The organism is Alcaligenes endophyticus (genome assembly GCF_026344035.1).
GTDB lineage: Bacteria > Pseudomonadota > Gammaproteobacteria > Burkholderiales > Burkholderiaceae_B > Alcaligenes > Alcaligenes endophyticus.
In genome coordinates this window covers 111,023-128,702 of the sequence record NZ_JAPKND010000003.1, presented here as the reverse complement: position 1 = coordinate 128,702, position 17,680 = coordinate 111,023, and the positions used below count along the sequence as shown (strand labels likewise).

General features: G+C 48.5%; 18 protein-coding genes. 10 read left to right on the top strand and 8 right to left on the bottom strand.

The window, feature by feature from the left end:
- Positions 1–82: 82 nt before the first annotated feature.
- From OSH01_RS07100 to OSH01_RS07085, 4 genes are all read right to left on the bottom strand, one after another.
- Positions 83–1,498: an aldehyde dehydrogenase family protein gene (locus OSH01_RS07100; RefSeq protein ID WP_266123387.1), complete on the bottom strand. Its 1,416-nt coding sequence runs from the start codon at positions 1,496–1,498 to the stop codon at positions 83–85.
- The gene (locus OSH01_RS07095) at positions 1,495–3,177 is read right to left on the bottom strand and encodes a thiamine pyrophosphate-dependent enzyme (RefSeq protein ID WP_266123386.1); all 1,683 of its coding nucleotides are present in this window, start codon (positions 3,175–3,177) and stop codon (positions 1,495–1,497) included. Before OSH01_RS07095 ends, OSH01_RS07100 begins: the two co-directional genes overlap by 4 nt.
- 29 nt (positions 3,178–3,206) lie before the next feature.
- On the bottom strand, positions 3,207–4,187 hold the full coding sequence (locus OSH01_RS07090; RefSeq protein ID WP_266123385.1) for a Bug family tripartite tricarboxylate transporter substrate binding protein: 981 nt from the start codon (positions 4,185–4,187) through the stop codon (positions 3,207–3,209).
- A gap of 62 nt (positions 4,188–4,249) precedes the next feature.
- Positions 4,250–5,902, bottom strand: a complete 1,653-nt coding sequence (locus tag OSH01_RS07085) for an FAD-dependent oxidoreductase (protein WP_266123384.1) — start codon at positions 5,900–5,902, stop codon at positions 4,250–4,252.
- Between the two features lie 171 nt (positions 5,903–6,073).
- On the opposite strand from OSH01_RS07085, the gene hpaR (OSH01_RS07080) reads away from it, so the two are divergent.
- Positions 6,074–6,511: a homoprotocatechuate degradation operon regulator HpaR gene (hpaR, locus tag OSH01_RS07080; protein WP_266123383.1), complete on the top strand. Its 438-nt coding sequence runs from the start codon at positions 6,074–6,076 to the stop codon at positions 6,509–6,511.
- Between the two features lie 36 nt (positions 6,512–6,547).
- On the opposite strand, the gene OSH01_RS07075 is transcribed toward hpaR (OSH01_RS07080), so the two are convergent.
- On the bottom strand, positions 6,548–7,315 hold the full coding sequence (locus OSH01_RS07075; protein ID WP_266123382.1) for an IclR family transcriptional regulator: 768 nt from the start codon (positions 7,313–7,315) through the stop codon (positions 6,548–6,550).
- Between the two features lie 219 nt (positions 7,316–7,534).
- Between OSH01_RS07075 and OSH01_RS07070 the strand changes: the two genes are divergently transcribed.
- From OSH01_RS07070 to hpaD, 7 genes are all read left to right on the top strand, one after another.
- Positions 7,535–8,527 (top strand): Bug family tripartite tricarboxylate transporter substrate binding protein, encoded by a 993-nt coding sequence (locus tag OSH01_RS07070; protein WP_266123381.1) that lies wholly within the window; start codon positions 7,535–7,537, stop codon positions 8,525–8,527.
- A 25-nt stretch (positions 8,528–8,552) separates the two neighbouring features.
- Positions 8,553–9,557: a 2Fe-2S iron-sulfur cluster binding domain-containing protein gene (locus tag OSH01_RS07065; RefSeq protein ID WP_266123380.1), complete on the top strand. Its 1,005-nt coding sequence runs from the start codon at positions 8,553–8,555 to the stop codon at positions 9,555–9,557.
- A gap of 31 nt (positions 9,558–9,588) precedes the next feature.
- Positions 9,589–10,917: an aromatic ring-hydroxylating oxygenase subunit alpha gene (locus tag OSH01_RS07060; protein WP_266123379.1), complete on the top strand. Its 1,329-nt coding sequence runs from the start codon at positions 9,589–9,591 to the stop codon at positions 10,915–10,917.
- Between the two features lie 13 nt (positions 10,918–10,930).
- Complete coding sequence (locus tag OSH01_RS07055) at positions 10,931–11,746, top strand: SDR family NAD(P)-dependent oxidoreductase (RefSeq protein ID WP_266123378.1); 816 nt, start codon at positions 10,931–10,933, stop codon at positions 11,744–11,746.
- 17 nt (positions 11,747–11,763) lie between these two features.
- The gene (locus tag OSH01_RS07050) at positions 11,764–12,345 is read left to right on the top strand and encodes a 3-phenylpropionate/cinnamic acid dioxygenase subunit beta (RefSeq protein ID WP_266123377.1); all 582 of its coding nucleotides are present in this window, start codon (positions 11,764–11,766) and stop codon (positions 12,343–12,345) included.
- A gap of 10 nt (positions 12,346–12,355) precedes the next feature.
- The gene (locus OSH01_RS07045; RefSeq protein ID WP_266123376.1) at positions 12,356–12,556 is read left to right on the top strand and encodes a hypothetical protein; all 201 of its coding nucleotides are present in this window, start codon (positions 12,356–12,358) and stop codon (positions 12,554–12,556) included.
- Between the two features lie 97 nt (positions 12,557–12,653).
- Complete coding sequence (gene hpaD / locus OSH01_RS07040; protein ID WP_266123375.1) at positions 12,654–13,577, top strand: 3,4-dihydroxyphenylacetate 2,3-dioxygenase; 924 nt, start codon at positions 12,654–12,656, stop codon at positions 13,575–13,577.
- An 89-nt stretch (positions 13,578–13,666) separates the two neighbouring features.
- Here the strand turns inward: hpaD and OSH01_RS07035 are convergent, their stop codons facing one another.
- The 3 genes from OSH01_RS07035 to hpaR (OSH01_RS07025) form a co-directional block, all read right to left on the bottom strand.
- On the bottom strand, positions 13,667–14,416 hold the full coding sequence (locus OSH01_RS07035; RefSeq protein WP_266123374.1) for an SDR family NAD(P)-dependent oxidoreductase: 750 nt from the start codon (positions 14,414–14,416) through the stop codon (positions 13,667–13,669).
- A gap of 42 nt (positions 14,417–14,458) precedes the next feature.
- A complete protein-coding gene (locus OSH01_RS07030; RefSeq protein WP_266123373.1) occupies positions 14,459–15,430 on the bottom strand; it encodes a Bug family tripartite tricarboxylate transporter substrate binding protein in 972 nt (323 codons plus the stop codon).
- A gap of 143 nt (positions 15,431–15,573) precedes the next feature.
- Positions 15,574–16,062: a homoprotocatechuate degradation operon regulator HpaR gene (gene hpaR / locus OSH01_RS07025; protein ID WP_266123372.1), complete on the bottom strand. Its 489-nt coding sequence runs from the start codon at positions 16,060–16,062 to the stop codon at positions 15,574–15,576.
- A 162-nt stretch (positions 16,063–16,224) separates the two neighbouring features.
- On the opposite strand from hpaR (OSH01_RS07025), the gene OSH01_RS07020 reads away from it, so the two are divergent.
- Together OSH01_RS07020 and OSH01_RS07015 are read left to right on the top strand one after the other, a co-directional pair.
- On the top strand, positions 16,225–16,902 hold the full coding sequence (locus tag OSH01_RS07020; RefSeq protein ID WP_266123371.1) for a fumarylacetoacetate hydrolase family protein: 678 nt from the start codon (positions 16,225–16,227) through the stop codon (positions 16,900–16,902).
- Complete coding sequence (locus OSH01_RS07015; protein ID WP_266123370.1) at positions 16,899–17,666, top strand: fumarylacetoacetate hydrolase family protein; 768 nt, start codon at positions 16,899–16,901, stop codon at positions 17,664–17,666. Before OSH01_RS07020 ends, OSH01_RS07015 begins: the two co-directional genes overlap by 4 nt.
- The last annotated feature ends 14 nt before the right edge of the window (positions 17,667–17,680 follow it).

Sequence of the window (17,680 nt, the reverse complement as noted above, 5' to 3'; positions counted from 1 at the left end):
GGAGCCTCTGACTTTCTTGCATCTTGTCCCAGTGGTCACGGCAACGGTATTCTCTTAACTATTGCTTTTTGTGCTGAGGAGTTTAAAAGACGCCTTGCACGGATCGATAATTCAGACACTCTTCAATACCAAATCGGCCATTCTCCCTACCAAAACCCGAGTCTCCCCATCCTCCAAAAGGAGTCGCTAGGTTTTGCGCTGCACCATTAATGACGACTTGTCCTGTGCGCATACCTTGGGCGAATTGAACAGCTTGGTCGTGGTCTTGTGACCAAACTGCTCCAGACAATCCATAAGCGGAATCATTTGCTAGTTGTAGCGCCTCAGAAATATCATCGTATGTCAGTAGGGATAAGACGGGGCCAAAGGTCTCTTCCTGAATAATGTCCATATGGGGCTGAGCATGGCTGACCAAAGTGGGGCTGCAGTACCAGCCAGTAGGCAGGTCGCGAACGTTTCCTACTTGATTGACTTGTGCTCCTTGCTTATGGGCTAGTTCAAGCTGACGTTGGATGCTATCTAATTGTGCTGCTGTAGCCACAGGGCCCAAGCGTGTATCAGGTAAAAACGGATCCCCAACTTGCCAATCCTGCATAAGCTCCAACACTTGAGCTTGAATAGACTCGGCGTGTTGAGATGGAACAATCAGTCTTGATTGATTAACACATGTTTGTCCCGAATTCACCATGCTACTTCGAACAACGTGAGTGAGTGCCTTGCCGATATCTGCGTCTGGTAAAAGAATAGCTGCAGACTTTCCACCTAGCTCTAGCATGACTCGCTTTAATGACTGGGCTGCTGTCGCCATAATTTGGCGACCGGCGTTAGTTGAGCCAGTAAAGCTGATCTGATTAATGGCGGGATGCGTGAATAAAGCTTGTCCTGCTGCTCGTCCACCCCATATCAGGTTCACGACACCGGCAGGTAGCCCGGCTTCGTGCACGGCTTCCATAAAAAGCTGTGCCGCTCCGGCTGCCACTTCGCTAGGCTTAAGCACGATAGTGCAGCCCGCGGCTACCGCACCGGCAACCTTCGCAACAATTTGGTGGATAGGAAAATTCCATGGCGTAATGGCACCTATGACGCCGATAGGAAGGCGCTCAACTAGTGCGTTGCCAATTTTTTCCTGCCATTGGACTTCTGGTAGGGCTGTTATGGTGTGTGCTAGATTATCCAGCGGCATGCTCATTTGCATACCTTCACCCAACCATAATGGGCAGCCAATCTCCGTGGCAAGCACCTGTGCAAACTGCTCTTTACGTTGCTCTAGTGCTGTGGCTAGGCGTTGTAATGCAGCACTGCGCTCTTCTAATGTGCTGTGCGACCAGCCAGATAATGCATTTGTTGCGCTTTGGATTGCTAATTCAATATCGTTTGGGCTGCAGGCCACCACCTGGGCGGTGGGTTGCTCGGTGCTTGGGTTAAAGACGGGTATGGTTGTGGTCGATGACGAAGGGGTAAAACGGCCATTGACATAATGTTCTGCGTAAACCTTCATAACCATTCTCCTGAGTCTAAGGGAGAGGCGGGGGCAGGCGGAGCTGAGACCCCTTTCATTGGCTGGAGTCGAAGCAAGTGCCAAGGGCTGGGCATTTCGGACACCTTCACCTCGATGAGTACTGGGCCATTTTCAGTCAAGGACTCACGTATGGCCGCTTCTAGGGCTTGGGGATTATCCACGCATGTAGACGGAACACCGAACGCTTTCGCAAGTAGTTGGAAGTCCGGATTTTGGAGTTCAACTGCGACCTGTGCACCGAACACGCGTTGCTGAATGGCGCGCACATTTCCGTAATGTCCGTCATTAAAAACCACTAGCGTGACAGGTAGTTGATATCGGGCGGCTGTGGCCAGTTCCTGCATATTCCACCCAAAGCCGCCATCTCCAGTAATGGAAAGTACACGCTTGTTTTTGGCGCCCACCGCTGCACCTAGGGCGGTAGGAAAGCCATATCCCAAGGTACCTTGATAACCAGGGCCGATGTAGGTGCGTGGGGTGTAGACGGGAAAGGCGATTCGCGCTAAATAGCCAACTTGCGTCAGTTCGTTTACAAAAATTCCGTCTTCCGGTAGCGCATTGCGCATACTTTTTATGTATAACGCCTGTGGTGTGATGGTGTCAATCTGGGCTTGGGCCCAATCTTTAATGTTTTTTGCAAGCGTAGTGGAGAGTACTGTTCGCTTGTTAACTAGAGTGCTCAACGCTTCTAGGGTAGTATGCGCATCGGAAATTAGAGTCACTTCTGGAGCTCTGGGCGGGCTCACATCATCAGCATCAATGTTGATATGAATAAATCGTAGACCGGCAGTAGGCCAAGAAGGAGTAGGGCTAAGCGCATCAATAAAGCGGCTACCAACGACTAGCACTACATCGGCATGCTGAAAAACAGCTCGACCAGCTAGGGAGTTCATGGCTAGTGGATGTCGATCGCTGAGTGCGCCGCGACCATTGTCACTCATCACGACTGGTGCCCCCATAGCTTCAGCGAGCGCTTGAAGAGCTTGGCTTGCTCCTGAACTAATAACGCCGCCTCCAGCATAAATTACTGGTAATTTTGCTTTGTTTAATAAATTAGCGGCTGCTTCAAGCGCTCGCGGATCAGGCGCCTCTATCGATGGTAATTGGGTATTACGCAAGGACGTAGAGCTGTCTGGAGTAACTTCAGCTTCTAGAAAATCGTGGGGGATTTCTACCCCTACAGGGCGAGGGCGTCCACTAAGTAGCGCGTCCATAGCGGCATCCAGGGTTGAGCCTATGCCTTGTGGTGACTCAACCATTTGGTGCCATTTTGTCAGCCCCTGAATGAAACCGGATTGATCTTTAATCTCATGCAAGAGGCCATACCCTTTTCCAATTGCAGCCGAGCAAATTTGAGGTGTAATAAATAACACCTGTGAGTTTGAAGCGTAGGCTGTGGCTAAGCCTGCCGCTGCATTTAGTGCACCAGGGCCTGGCACAACCATGGCGGTACCGGGCTTGCCTGTAGCTCGGTAATAGCCATCGGCCATATAGGTTGTGGATTGCTCATGCCTAGGGGTGAAAAAGCGAATGTTGTCGCTTTGCAGGCGTAGCGCCTCTACAGCCCAATCCAGTTGTATGCCTGGAATCATGAAAATATCTTCGATTCCGTTACGAATCAGTCCTTCTGTGAGGGCTTTGCCGCCAGTATGCGTCATGCGTTACTCCAATAAGATAATCGGCTTTGTTAGTTGGCCTGTTGAGCGGTAGCTGTTGAGGCAGAAATAATGGAACCCCATTTATTGAGTTCGTTGACAATAAAGGGGGCGAACTTCTGAGCGGACAAATAGGCTGGCTCTGCTGATAAGGACATAATGCGTTCCTGCACCTCCTTGTTTGTAAGAGCAGCTTCCAAGCTGGCTGACAATTTCTCTACTACTGGGGTAGGTGTATTGGCTGGCGCAAACATGCCTAGCCAAGCGGTAGCGGAATAGTTCGGTACGCCGCTCTCAGCAATGGTTGGGATAGTGGGGGCAATACGAGATCGTTCCGGACTGGTGACGCCCAGAGCAAGCACCTTATTGGCTTGAATTAACGGAGCTGCAGAGGTTAAGTCCACGATCGCAGTGGGCAACTGACCACCTAGAATATCAGCGACAGCGGGGGCACTGCCACGGTAAGGCACAGCGATCAAATCAGTTTCAGTCATAGACGCTAAAAGCTCACCAGCCAGATGTTGAGCAGTATATTGTCCAGGTGTGCCATAGGTGGTGTCGCCAGTGCCTTTCTTGGTTTTAGCCAGCAAATCTGCAATAGACGTAAAACCGCTATCTTTGCCGGCAATCATCACCAATGGGATATCCACCAGTTTAGCCAAGGGAGTGAGGTGCTGCTGGGGGTCGAGTTTCCCTCCATCGGGTAAATGAGGGTTCACAACAATGGCCCCAGTGGCACCGATAGCAATCGTATAGCCGTCTGCTTTAGCATTAGCCAATAGTAATAAGCCATTAACCCCACCCCCGCCTGGTTTATTTTCCACAATAACGGTTTGGCCGGTAGAGGTTGATAGGTCTTTGGCGATCAGCCGTGCAATACCATCAGCTGAGGCGCCAGGCGCAAAAGGCACGATGAGAGTGATTGGGCCACTTGGGTAGGATTTAGTCAGCCCAGTTCCTGTGCCAGCTATGAAAATAGTGCTGACGGCCAGCAATTTTGTCCATGTGTTCATTATTTTGTCTCCAATAAGGGTGTATTAATATTTTTAAAATTAGTGTGGAAAATGTATCTGTCCTAGTTGCTATAGACTCCACGGATTCGGTCAATCAAGCCTGATACATCAGGGGGGATAGCATCACCTCGCCAGGCTATATGCTGATCTGGGCGCGATAACACCAATTTTTGCGGATACAACACACTGGCTTCGTCTGAGTCCACGTCCAGAACCTGAAGCGGTACACCTTGTTCCTGAGCTGCTGTCATTATGGGGCTGACATCAATTTGAGGGTCCAGTCTAAGCAGCGTATATTCGGGGCCCAAAGCATCGTATAAAGATCGTCCATCGCGTAACCACAAGTGTGGTGTGCGACAGCCGGGAACCGTCGATGGGGTATACGTCGCCATGCTGTAGCTAGGTTGCTTTTCTGCGTCATAGGCGATTAAAGGAGATTGGTCGTAGAAATAACCAAAATTTAAGCCAGAGCAAGCATATTGCTGAACATTGAGAGCATAGGCGTCTTCGCCTAGTTTTTGTCGGGCAGCCTCCCCTGCGGGGCTATCCTCAGTAATATTGTCAGGTACGCTCATGCGTTGACGTGCCATGGCCATGCAGTGATCCATCACAAAATGGGACACTTGCTCAGTAATAGGCTGTCGTTCTAGGGTATAGGCGTTCAGTATGGACGCGGGAGCCCAGCCATTGAGGTGAGCGGCTAATAGCCAAGACAGGTTAGCCGCATCAGCAATTCCTGCATTCATGCCGTAACCAGCGTAAGGAACCCAGATATGTGCCGAATCACCGCAAAGGAAAATTCGTTGACTCCGGAATTTGTCAGCAACTAGACGGCGCCCATACCAGTCCTCATTACTGAGCACCTCATACTCGAAATCAGGCGCAACACCGAGGATATCTCGAATTGCTGCATCGCGATCCACGGAGTCAAAATCAGGCTCGTCATCTTTTAGATAATTATGAATAAGCCAACGCTCAACCCCATCAATAGCGTACATATTGCCGCAACGTTTTGGATTGAGTGAGAAAGTGGCCCAAGCGGGGCCTTCTGGCATGTTCTCAAGCAACGAGCGGGCTCGAATGTAGGTAGATTGTACGCGTTGAATCACGGCATCGCCTTGTAGGGTAGCGCCAATTGCTTTACGTACTGACGACTTCCCGCCATCGCACCCGATCATGTATTGACAGCTAATATCGTAGGTCTCACCAGAGAGTAAGTTGCGTACAGTGACCGTTGCATCCGTCTCGGTTTGCGTTACGCCAACAAACTCGGTACTGCTCAGAATTTGGATATTGCTAAGCGTATCGGCGTGCTCAAACAAGATGGGTTCAAGAAAAATTTGGTTAATGCGATGAGGTGGTTCTGGTGTCGGCCAGCCGCAGTCAGGCCCTTCAGTTTCTGTGTATCGATCTTTACGGCTAGGAATAGGAATTTTTGTTAACTCTACTCCCGTGGCAGAAGTTCGATAAGAGATTGAGTGTGGATAGTCTTCGGGTAAACCGCTGCTACGCAATTTACTTGCGAGACCGAGTCGTCGGAAGATCTCCATCGAGCGAGCAGACGTGTGATTGCACTTAACCGGCGGCAAGACATCACGCGCACGTTGTTCAATGACAGTGACTGCCACGCCTCGCCAAGCCAGGTCAATTGCCAGTGTTAATCCTACGGGCCCGGCACCAATAATTAATACCGGAGTTTCTATTTTTTTGCCCATTAAAAGGTTTCCTTTATCCTGCTATTTATAGTTAATTTACTTAATATATTAAGTAATCGTATAGTAAAATTATTTTCGATGTCAACAACTCTGTGCAGAAAAGGGTGTTTCGTGTACCGGTGTCCGTTACACTAGAGCCGCTTCAATAATAGACTCAAGGTAATGACAACTATGAATCGGCCGACGCAACGATGTAATCTTCCTCTGCTTTTATTACGGGCTCGCGAAGCGGTCATGGCGTATTTTCGTATTGAGTTACGTCGTTACGGCCTGACGGAGCAACAATGGCGTGTTATACGTGCCTTAGACAGTTTGGAAGATCTAGAAGCTGGGCGAATCGCCGAGGAGGCGTTTATTCTTGCTCCTAGCCTAAGTGGTGTATTGGCTAGGATGGAGAAAGCAGGGTTGGTTAAGCGTTTCCGTAAACCCTGTGATATGCGCAAGGTCTATGTCAAGCTCACGCCCTACAGTCAGAATTTAGCTGTGGAGTTACGAGCCTGTATCGAAGAGCATTATAAAAATATTGAAACCTTATTAGGCACCGATACCCTCGAGGTATTAGTCAAAGGTCTAGAGAAAGCAGCTGTCTTGCCAGCTCCCACAGAGTAAGGCTACGTCTCTGTGTAGCCTGAAGCAGTAAGGAACTTATTGTGTGCCGCCTAAGGAAACGGTGAGCTTGCGTACCGATTCGATGATTTTTGGTGTTATATCGGCGATTTGTTTTTGAGTCATGCGCACAGCAGGTCCAAATACGCCAATAGAGCCCATGACCTTACCATTATTACCAAAGAATGGGACAGCAACAGCGACGGCTCCTTTAATTATCTCATCGTGACTAATTGCATAGCCTGTCTGGCGTACATCCTCAAGTTGCTGCGCCAGCACAGTAGGGTCGAGTCCGGCTGATTGGCAGTATGTGATTAGTTCGTCAGGGCTTGGATTTAGCCAAGCTAAAATGGCCCGGCCGCTAGCGCCAATAACTACCTGTTCACTGTACCCGACACCACGCTTAAAGCTAAGAGGGTTAGTGCTAGCAAATTCCGACACACAAACGCGCAAAGCACCATGGTGCATGAATAAAGCAACGGTTTCGCCCGTATTCTCGCCGATTTCGCGCAATACCGGTGTAGCGAGTTCGGTAATATCAAAGCTGGAAGACCAAGCCCAGGATAAGCGTCCTACTGCAGGACCCAAGCGAAAACGCTGGGGGTCACCACTTGAGCTGATGAAGTTCTTTTCTTCTAGAGTATAGAGCAGCCGATACAAGGTTGGACGTGACAACTTAGTGCGTACTAACAAGTCAGAGGCCGTTAGCTCCCTATCGTCAGCACCGAAAGCAGACAGTATGTCGAGGGCGCGATCAACCGCGCGCACACTCGCTGTGCCTGTTTTTTCTTTATCAGATTCCACCATTCAACGTCCTTTAGTTTTGCTCGAGCCTATAAGTATTACAGAGGCAAGGGCAATCAGCAATTTATCTCCATAGGCCATGGGCTCGGCAATTGAGCCAAGCACTCCCATTTTCTCACAAGTGCATCCTGCCCATATTGACAAACATCACGATGTCCGTACAATGGATTCCAGTCTCACTAGACGGACAAGAATATTTTCAAAGACTGAGGATCTATAACCATGAAAAAACTCATGTTTTCAGCTGTAAGAGATTGGCGCAAAGTGGGGGCGGCGCTGTTGGTAGGAGCCCTGTCCTGTACTCAGGCCATGGCAAAGGAGGACTACCCCACCCGACCGGTGAAAATAGTGGTTGGGTTTGCGCCTGGAGGAACTAACGACATCATTGCACGCACTATTGCACAAAAGCTGCAGACTCGATTGGGGCAACCTTTCATCGTTGAAAATCGCCCAGGAGCGGCGTCTGCTATTGCTGGTGGCTTAGTGGCAAGAGCGGAGGCAGATGGATATACGCTTTTAGTCTCCTCTAGCGGAGGACTAACAGTCAATCCAGTGTTAATGAAGGACTTGAGTTACGACGCAGTAAAAGATTTCGAACCTATTGCGTTACTCGGTACGTTTCCTTTAGTGGCGGTTACCAACAAGGATAGAGAGCTCAACTCGATTGCAGACTTAAAAGCCTACTCTGAGTCGAATGGAAATGGTTTAAATCATGGTGTTGCAAGCACTTCGTTCCAACTGGTTGCAGAGCTCCTGGCTCAAGAGGCCAATCTGGATCTGACGCACATCATGTACCGGGGATCGGGTCCAGCCATTGAGGCGGTCATGAAAGATGAGGTGGATGTCGCCTTTTTGGATAGTGGCGCTGTCGTGAATCATATTAAATCAGGACATTTAAAACCTTTGGCGGTGACCACGGCCGAACGATCTAAAACTTTGCCCATGGTGCCTACAGTGGCTGAGTCGGGCATAGAGGGTTATGACGCGCCCATTTGGACAGGGTTCGTAGCGCCTATGGGTACTCCCGAAGCGGTAATGAGCACGCTACGAGCTGCCATGAATGAAATTTTACAAGATGAGGAAATGGTCCACAGGCTGGATCAGCTCGGCATGGAACCTGGAAATACTGATGCAGCCGCCTTATCTAAACGGATTGTTGATGATATAGACCGTTGGGCCCAGATTGTAAAAGTAGCGAATATCCCGCTGCGCTGAGCCGTATTAAGAAGTAGGGGGAAGTATGTCCACAGTGACGATGACGCTTTTATTTGAAGATGGGCTCAGTACACAACTGAGTGCTCGTAAGGGCCAAACGGTGGTTGAGGCCGCTCTTGAGTCAGGTTTAACCCTATTAACCGATTGCTCTAACGGCCAATGTGGAACCTGTGTAGCGCAATGTGTGGCCGGGCAAGTTGAGCCAGGTGATTACGATCCTTTGGTGTTGTCTGAGGATGAGTGTGACGACGGTGCACGTTTATGTTGCGTAGCTCGTTTGGAAAGTGATGCCGTACTGGCATTGCCTTATGACTCGTCCGAGGCAAGCGCCATCGAAGCTCCGCCTCAATTGGGCCACATTACAGCCCTAGAGCAGGTTGCGGCAGAGACATTACGCATTGAGGTCCAAGTGTCCAGTGGTGTGGATTTTTTGCCAGGGCAATATGTGCGTATGCGTCCTTCCGGCGCGACAGATTGGCGATCCTATTCCATGGCGAATAAGGTAGGCGATCATCAACTGATTTTTTATGTGCGTTTAGTTTCAGAGGGTTGGTTTTCCACTTGGCTGCTCGAGCAAGCTCAGCCTGGAGACACATTGGAAATTAGTGCTCCTAGAGGTGGTTTTTTCTTGCGCGAAGAGTCGCGACCGAGATTGTTTGTTGCCGGTGGAACGGGGCTGGCGCCATTTTTGGCAATGCTTAAAAACCTGGAAACAATGGATGAAGCTCAGCGTCTGGCACCTATTGATTTATTAGTAGGAGTACGTAGCCGAGAGCACTTATTTGCGCTAGACGAGCTGGAGTCGCTCAGGCAGCGCATACCTAGTCTGACAGTAAGCTTGGCGGCAGAGCAGAATGCTCCAGAAGGCTGTCATACCGGATATGCCACAGAGTTGATTGAGAAAATGTCATTGGCTAAAAATACCAAAGTCTATGTATGTGGGCCACCTCCCATGGTCAATGCTGCACGAGCGGCAGCGATTAAGGCAGGCATTCGTAAGAGCGAAATACTATGCGAACGCTTCACCTGAATCTTTGTAGTGTAGAAAAGGATGTGATTTTATGATGAATTATGATGCATTAATTGATACTGATCAGGGTCTGATCAGTCGCGAGATATTCTCCGCCAAATCGATTTTTGATGAAGAGGTTGAGAAGGTATTCACGCGTGCATGGCTATTTGTTGGTCATGAAAGCCAGATACCTAATCCAGGCGATTTCTTTACCTCTCGTATGGGCACCGAGTCAGTGATTTTGACACGTGATAAAAAAAACAAGATTCATGTGTTTTTGAATTCATGTCGACATCGCGGTATGAAGGTATGTCAGTACGATAAGGGCAATACCACCCTATTTACTTGCCCTTACCATAGCTGGAGTTTTACCACCGAGGGCAAATTATTTGGTGTACCCCAATATAAAAGCTTATATGAAGACTGTTTGAACAAAGAAGACTGGTCATTGATTGAGGTGGCTCAGTTACAGAACTATAAAGGCACTATTTGGGCGACTTGGGATAAAGATGCTCCCGATTTTCACACCTATATGGGTGATGCTTTACTCCATCTGGATTTGGCCTTAGATTCTCGCGACGGTCGGGAGGGCGGATCAGAAGTATTGATGGGGGTACACAAGTGGATCATTCCCTGCAACTGGAAGTTTCCAGCAGAAAACTTCTTGGGTGATACTTATCACAATGTCAGCCATCGTTCTGTGGACCTAGTAGGTATTGGCCCCAGCGCAGAGGCGGGAGTAAAGGGGCGCCGAGATAACGAGTTGGAGCATGCTAAACACCTATGGGTGAACTTTCCGGCAGGTCACGGTGTACATAGTGCCATTATTCCGGAGGACTCGCCATTCGTGGATACCTTCCAGAACAATCCTGAAATTGCAGAATATTTTCGTCATTGCCACGAAGAGCGGCAGCGTCGCTTGGGCGAGCAAGCACGTTTAGTTCCCTTTGTGGGCACCTTGTTTCCCAACGCTTCATTTCATGGTCGCCAGCCCCGTTCAATTTGTGTCTGGCATCCGCATGGCCCCGAGTCCACCGAAGCGTGGCGTTTCTTCCTTGTCGACAAGGATGCGCCTCAGTCAGTGAAAGATTTCCTGCGTCGTTATTATATGCGCTACTCCGGCCCTGCTGGCATGACGGAGCAGGATGATATGGAAAACTGGAATCATGCTACCGCGGCGACCCGTGGACCTATAGCCCGTCGTCACCCATACAACTACATGCAATCGTTGGGTGCTGTAGAGCCTGTAGGCAGTGGACCCGTAGCCGGCAACGTGAGTTTGCAGGTGAGCGAGGAAAATCCCCGTCAGTTCTATCGTCGCTGGCGCGACTATATGAATAATGCAGACTGGGAAGTGCTGTTGGGTAAACATGATTAGTCGCCTGCCTACTATGAGCACCAATGATCACGAGCCTGTCACGATTGTGACAGGTGGCACCTATGGTTTGGGGTTGGATGTCACGATAGCCTTAGCCAAGGCGGGGCATCGTGTGCTGGCCTTCGGTTTAAGCAGTCCGCAAGTTTCCAGTACCGCGCAAGGGTTTACCGATTTTCAGGAGCGGGCAGAGTCCTTAGGCCTGTCTGAAAAAATTAAGGTACTAGAGGCCGATGTATCGTCGGCTAAGGATACGCAATTAGTAGCCACGACTGCCTTGGAGTGTTTTGGACGGATTGATGGTCTAGTAAATAATGCCGCTATCGGCCCTTTAGGTACGGTATTAAGCACTGATGAGGCTTTATTTATGCGCATTCTGGAGGTCAATCTGAAAGGTGCGTACCTGATGAGTCGAGCGGTCTTGCCGCACCTTATTGCTCAAGGTGGTGGCTCCATCGTTAATGTCGGCTCTGGTGCCGGATACGGCAAGCCGGGCATGGCTGCTTATGCGAGTAGCAAAGGTGGCCTCTTGGCTTTGAGCACGGCTATGGCTTACGACCATTTTCATGAGGGGGTGCGGGTGAACGTCGTAATTCCCGGAGGAGGTGGAATTGTAACTGGGATGAGCGTGGGTCGTTTTGGGGGCGATATCGAGAAGTTTACTAGTCGTCCAAGTCCCGGAACAGTAGCGGGCCGTCCAATGTCAGGCGCTGATATGGCGAATGCGATTGGTTTTTTATTATCGCCTGCAGCAGCGGCCATCTCCGGAACCGTTATTGATGTGGGGTGTTTTTCTCATCAGGGCGGTCCGGTACCAATAAGAAGCAATTAATCAGTTTGGAGAAAAAAATGTCAGAATTGGCACACGTTGAGCATACTTCCTTCCAGCCAGTTGTGCGGGATGCTGAGTACTATTTACTGCGTGGACAGGCCGAAGAGTTTCTGTATGACGAGGCAGAACTATTAGATACCCGCCGCTTTCATGAGTGGTTGGATACACTAGAAGAGGATCTAGTGTACTTCATGCCTATGATGTTCAATGTCAAGTTTGGAGAGCATGCAGAAGAAGAAAAGACTCGCTATGAAAAAGACATGAGCTGGTTTAACGAAGATAAGTGGACATTAGGTAAGCGAGCAGAGCAAATTTTGACGGGGGTGCATTGGTCAGAAGAGCCTTTGTCGCGACTAAACCGCCTTGTATCTAATGTGCAAGTAACTGGCAAGAGAGTTAACGAGTTGGGGCAAGAAGAGTTTGAGGTGTGCAGCCGTTTTATCACCTATCAGAATCGGTGCGAACACGAAGAGTTTTATTTTTCGGGGCGGCGTTACGACGTGTTGCGTAAAGTGGGTACAAAGCTTAAGTTGGCACGTCGTGAAATTCACTTGGGCCAAAGCGTATTGCTGGCCAAAAACCTAACGATGTTTTTTTAGGGAGGCGGGCATGTTTGTTAACTTCATGGAACTTCAAGAAGGTGATCTTATCCGCTTAAAGAATCAGACCGTACTAGAAGTGATAGAAAATATAGGCGATGGAATTTGGATTAATGGTCGCGTTATTTCGTCTATCGAAGCGCCTGATACAGTAGGAGATGAGGATCTGTGTCACTGTGAGGAAGCTCTTGAGCGGGTGACGTCCGTCTAAAAGGGGAGACTAAATCATCATAGATTAAGTCAAATTATTAATCGGGATTTCGCAGTTGGTGGATAAAGTCTGTGAAATCCTAAAAACGGAGCACAAGATGGGCAAGTTAGTTTTAGCCGCAAAAATTACACACGTTCCCTCTATGTACTTAAGCGAGCTGGACGGACCGATGAAAGGTGTACGGCAGATCGCGATTGACGGACACAAGGAAATAGCACGTCGTTGCCATGAACTGAATGTGGATACGATCGTTGTGTTTGATACGCATTGGCTGGTAAATGCTGCCTACCATATTAATAGCGCGCCGCATTTTAAAGGGGTGTATACCAGTAACGAGCTGCCTAACTTTATTGCGAATATGGACTACGAGTTTCCTGGAAACCCGGAGCTAGGCGATATTTTGGCTAATATTTGTAATGAATATCAGGTGGAAACACTGGCCCATCCGAACACCACGCTCGGTCCTGAGTATGGAACCTTGGTTCCAATGCGTTATATGAATCAGGATCAGGCTTTTAAAGTTGTTTCGGTATCTGCCTTATGTATGGCACATTATCTTGATGATAGTGCCAGGCTAGGTTGGGCGATGCGCGAAGCGGTTGAAGAACATTACGATGGAAATGTAGCGTTTTTGGCCAGTGGTAGCCTTAGCCATCGCTTTGCACAAAATGGTGTGACGCAGAATTTTTCACAAAAAATATGGAGTCCTTTTCTAGAAAATCTAGATCGACGCGTTATTCAGATGTGGGAGCAGGGAGAGTGGTCAGATTTTTGCACCATGTTGCCTGAGTATGCCGCCAAAGGGCATGGTGAAGGCTTTATGCATGATACTGCTATGCTTATGGGCGCCTTGGGTTGGTCCGAGTATGATGGTAAAGCAGAGGTATTGACCCCTTATTTTGCCGCATCGGGTACTGGCCAAATTAATGCGGTGTTTCCTATTACGCCTGTTAGCGGCAATGCCATTCCAGAGCCTAAGGCCATCCGTGCACAGACAGAAATGAGTGGTGCACGTTTATAAGTGATGAGCGGCTGGACATACAGCACGAAAAAGGCTCTGCTCCGTTTTAAGGGAGCAGAGCCTTTTTGTATATAAGTCCTAGTATGAATTTAGGCGGCAGCGCTACGGCCTCCGTCAATCTGGAAAGTAGCGCCCGTTACGTGTTTCGAATCGTCCGAAGCGAGGAACAAGGCCATTTGTGCTATCTCTTCGGGCTCGGGTAGCCCTAGTAAGTGTTTTTCTACAGCTGTGCGCACGCGAGGATCGACGTCGATAAAGTGTTTAATTCTATCGGTCAGTACGGCACCGGGTGCAATAACATTGCAACGGACATTGTTGGCAGCATGCTCTACAGCAATGGCGCGACTTAACGCTGTCACTCCGCCTTTGGCTGCTGTATAAGCATCACGTCCTTTTAGGCCACGCAGCGCTGCAATGGAGCCCATATTGACAATAGCCCCACCGCCAGCCTTAATCAACTCTGGAATAACATAACGGCAGCATAGAACCGTTCCGTATAAATCGATTTTGATAGCCCGCCAGAATTCTTCCAGATCAATTTCAGTAATTGATTTGTCGTTTAAGCTGGAGCCACCTGCATTATTGATCAAGGCGTGAATATTGCCAAACGTATTTTTGGCTTCATTGATAGCAAGTATTACACTTTCTTCTTCGGTTACATCAAGGTAGATAAATTTAGCCTTACCCCCACTTTCAGTAATTTCTTTTTCGGCATTTTTACCATTTTCTTTATTGATATCGCCCAGTATTACATTTGCACCTTCTTTTGCGAAAGTGAATGCCATCGCTTTCCCTATTCCGGTCGAGGCGCCAGTAATGATTACTGCTTTATCATTCATTTTTCCCAAAACAATAGCTCCACTTATAAGATGTTGGAAAAATTACAGTGTAATATTTGCCTGTTCAATAATTTCTGCCCAGCGTACTAACTCATTTTCCATATAATTGTTGAATAGTTCCGGGCCTTCTGATTTTGGATCAATGCCAAGCTCTTTTAATTTATCCTGAATATCTGGGCGTTGCATTATTTCCATGATATTTTCTGATAAAAAAGACACAATCGGTGCTGGCGTATTCGCTGGCGCAAAAACACCAAACCAGGCACGCACCTGAAAGTCCTCAATACCCTGCTCGGCAATGGTGGGCAGCTCTGGGAAGGCAGGGGAGCGAGTTTTTGCGGTAACAGCGATAGGTCGAACCGAATTGTTTTGAATAAATGGTAGGGCCGCTGGAATATCGACAAACATAAGCTGAATGCGGTTTGCAGCTAAGTCTACTAGCGAAGGTACGCTTCCTCGATAGGGGATGTGCAGCAAATCTATATTGGTTTGCAACTTAAATAATTGGCCTGCTAGATGTTGGGAGCTACCGTTTCCCGCTGAGCCGTAGGAGAGCCCCTCTTTCGAGGTTTTGGCATATTCGATGAGCTCAGGAATGCTAGTAACCGGCATTTCTTGGTTTACTAGAACAATATTGGTTTGTTCGGCTACTAGTGCTAAAGGTTGAAAATCTGCGCGTGGATCATAAGGTAGTTGGTCTTTGTATAAAGCAGGATTGATTCCATGCGTCGCAATCGTACCCATTCCAATAGTATATCCATCCGGTTTTGCTCTGGCCAGATAGCTTGTTCCAATATTACCGCTGGCCCCGGTTTTATTTTCTATAACAACTGATTCCCCTATCTTTTTTGACAACTCTGCGCCTATTGTTCTGGCTAGCGTATCTAAAACGCCTCCGGCCGTAAAAGGAACGATTAAATGAATTGGCTTGTTAGGAAAGTCTTGGGCATAAGCATTACTTGCTATAGAGATAAACGCAATTGATAAAAAACACGCTTTTAGTCTTGAAAACATAGAAAAGTCTCCTTCATGTTTGACGCTGTATATTAAGGTTAAATAACATCAGGTTTAATTTTATTGGCAGAAGCTTAACATGATAAGTAATTGCTCTGTCAAATACATTTTGAAGATAAAGCGCTTTCTCATCGACAGCGAGATTAGTCCCCTGTTGGCTGTTTAGCCGCTTCTCCGGGCAGTTCTACGGCCTGAACGATGCTGTTTTTCTCACGCTCTATGAGGGACTCTAAAGTGGTATAAGTTTGTGAGACCAGTGCTTTCCCTAGTCGTTCTTCTAGGTAACGATACTGGGCTTCAATCAACGGTGCTATTTGTGCAATCAGCTCCTCACCTTTAGGCGCTGTACTGATGAACACACGCCGCTGGTCGTTGGGGACCTTCGCCCGTTGAATGAGCTCCTTAGCCTCCATCCTGGCTAAGACACCGGCCATGCTTGAACTGAGAATTTGACACATGTCGCACAGTTCGCGTGGTTCGAGTTGTTCATGTTCGCCCAATGTGCGCAGGATGCGCCATTGCTGTTCGGTCAAACCGAAGTGCGTGATGATTGGGCGAAAGTGACGGAATATGCTTTCGCGTGCTTTAAGGAGTAATTGAGGAAGGTTAGCTTGGGCCAGTTTAGGTGACATGGAGACTCTCTTGATTTTTTCCAGCTTGGATGATACTCAATATTTTTTGATACGGCCTGCCGTTGACTTACTAGCATGCTAGTGATTATTATACTCACATGTTAGTGAGTTGCGGTGAATTTTATAAAACCGCAAATGGTGTTATTTCATAAGGATAGGCACATGTTGTTACCTTTGGAGGGGCCGCCCAGTTCGGCGACGGTGTTTGGAGTGATACTCAATGATCAAGAGTCGGTGACGCAATTACAAAACGAGTTTGATCAGGTGCCATATAAGGCAGCTCCACAGGCTCCGATCTTGTACATCAAACCTGCTAACACGTGGGTTTCCTCGGGAGCAAATATTATGTTGCCTCAGGGTGAGCAGTCGGTGGAAGTGGGCGCCACTATGGGAATTGTTATGGGCCGTGATGCGGCAAGAGTTACACCAGAAACAGCCAGTGATTACATCTCTGGTTATACATTGGTTGCCGATTTGAGCCTCCCCCACGTCAGCTATTACCGTCCTGCTGTGCGCGAGAAGTGTTTCGATGATTCTTGTGTGTTTGGTGCGTTCATCCCAGCCTCCAGCTTAAGTGAGCTCAGCGATGTGAGCCTTCAGATTACGGTAGATCAAGTACAGAAAGGCAGCCGTACGTTTACCGACTTGCTGCGAAACGTGCCACAGTTATTAGCCGATATCTCTGAGTTCATGACTCTTAGAGCGGGGGATATCCTACTCGTGGGAGTCAAGTTTCAGGCTGTGCAAGCGATGGTAGGCAGCCGTGTTCAGATTACTGGATCACAAGTGGGGGCAATTGAGTTCACGTTACGAGCATTTGATAAAGAGGTGCAGGCATGAAGCAGGGGCGTATTGTATGGAATGGCGGTATTCATCATGTTCGACCAGGTCCAGACGGCACAGTTGTGTTGGCAGATGGCCGTCAGCTTAGCGAGCAAGACGTGCAGTGGCTACCACCGGTTGAACCGCGTACGGTATTTGCTTTGGGTCTTAATTATGCAGATCATGCTCGGGAGTTGGACTTTACACCACCTTCAGAGCCGGTAGCGTTTATCAAACCGGCGGGCACTGTTATTGGTCATCGAACCATAACTAGGCGTCCAGCCGATGTAACGTTTATGCACTATGAGTGCGAACTCGCTGTAGTGATTGGTAAAACAGCTTACCGAGTTAGTAAAGCTGATGCCTTGGACTACGTAGCAGGCTATACGGTTGCCAATGATTATGCGATTCGTGACTACTTGGAAAACTACTATCGTCCTAATCTCAGGGTAAAAGGGCGTGATAACTGCACTCCGATGGGACCATGGTTGGTATCGCGTGATGCCATTCGGGATCCGGGCAATCTGCGTTTGCAGACCCGCGTAAATGGTGTAGTCACTCAGGAAGGCACTACAGCGGACTTAATTTTTGATGTGCCTACCCTGATCGAATGGCTCTCTTCCTTCATGACTTTATCACCAGGCGATGTGATCTTAACCGGGACACCAAAAGGCTCTGTAGATGTGAAGGCCGGGGATGTGGTTGAAACAGAGGTTGAAGGCCTAGGTATCTTGGTCAATACCATCGTGAGTGATGAGCAGTATTTTGCATCCAAACAATAAGCTTCGAGAAACCT

Bases quoted from the DNA above. Each gene is read 5' to 3' on its own strand.
- OSH01_RS07100 (WP_266123387.1), bottom strand. From the start codon at position 1,498: ATGAAGGTTTACGCAGAACATTATGTCAATGGCCGTTTTACCCCTTCG.
- OSH01_RS07095 (WP_266123386.1), bottom strand. From the start codon at position 3,177: ATGACGCATACTGGCGGCAAAGCCCTCACAGAAGGACTGATTCGTAAC.
- OSH01_RS07090 (WP_266123385.1), bottom strand. From the start codon at position 4,187: ATGAACACATGGACAAAATTGCTGGCCGTCAGCACTATTTTCATAGCT.
- OSH01_RS07085 (WP_266123384.1), bottom strand. From the start codon at position 5,902: ATGGGCAAAAAAATAGAAACTCCGGTATTAATTATTGGTGCCGGGCCC.
- hpaR (WP_266123383.1), top strand. From the start codon at position 6,074: ATGAATCGGCCGACGCAACGATGTAATCTTCCTCTGCTTTTATTACGG.
- OSH01_RS07075 (WP_266123382.1), bottom strand. From the start codon at position 7,315: ATGGTGGAATCTGATAAAGAAAAAACAGGCACAGCGAGTGTGCGCGCG.
- OSH01_RS07070 (WP_266123381.1), top strand. From the start codon at position 7,535: ATGAAAAAACTCATGTTTTCAGCTGTAAGAGATTGGCGCAAAGTGGGG.
- OSH01_RS07065 (WP_266123380.1), top strand. From the start codon at position 8,553: ATGTCCACAGTGACGATGACGCTTTTATTTGAAGATGGGCTCAGTACA.
- OSH01_RS07060 (WP_266123379.1), top strand. From the start codon at position 9,589: ATGATGAATTATGATGCATTAATTGATACTGATCAGGGTCTGATCAGT.
- OSH01_RS07055 (WP_266123378.1), top strand. From the start codon at position 10,931: ATGAGCACCAATGATCACGAGCCTGTCACGATTGTGACAGGTGGCACC.
- OSH01_RS07050 (WP_266123377.1), top strand. From the start codon at position 11,764: ATGTCAGAATTGGCACACGTTGAGCATACTTCCTTCCAGCCAGTTGTG.
- OSH01_RS07045 (WP_266123376.1), top strand. From the start codon at position 12,356: ATGTTTGTTAACTTCATGGAACTTCAAGAAGGTGATCTTATCCGCTTA.
- hpaD (WP_266123375.1), top strand. From the start codon at position 12,654: ATGGGCAAGTTAGTTTTAGCCGCAAAAATTACACACGTTCCCTCTATG.
- OSH01_RS07035 (WP_266123374.1), bottom strand. From the start codon at position 14,416: ATGAATGATAAAGCAGTAATCATTACTGGCGCCTCGACCGGAATAGGG.
- OSH01_RS07030 (WP_266123373.1), bottom strand. From the start codon at position 15,430: ATGTTTTCAAGACTAAAAGCGTGTTTTTTATCAATTGCGTTTATCTCT.
- hpaR (WP_266123372.1), bottom strand. From the start codon at position 16,062: ATGTCACCTAAACTGGCCCAAGCTAACCTTCCTCAATTACTCCTTAAA.
- OSH01_RS07020 (WP_266123371.1), top strand. From the start codon at position 16,225: ATGTTGTTACCTTTGGAGGGGCCGCCCAGTTCGGCGACGGTGTTTGGA.
- OSH01_RS07015 (WP_266123370.1), top strand. From the start codon at position 16,899: ATGAAGCAGGGGCGTATTGTATGGAATGGCGGTATTCATCATGTTCGA.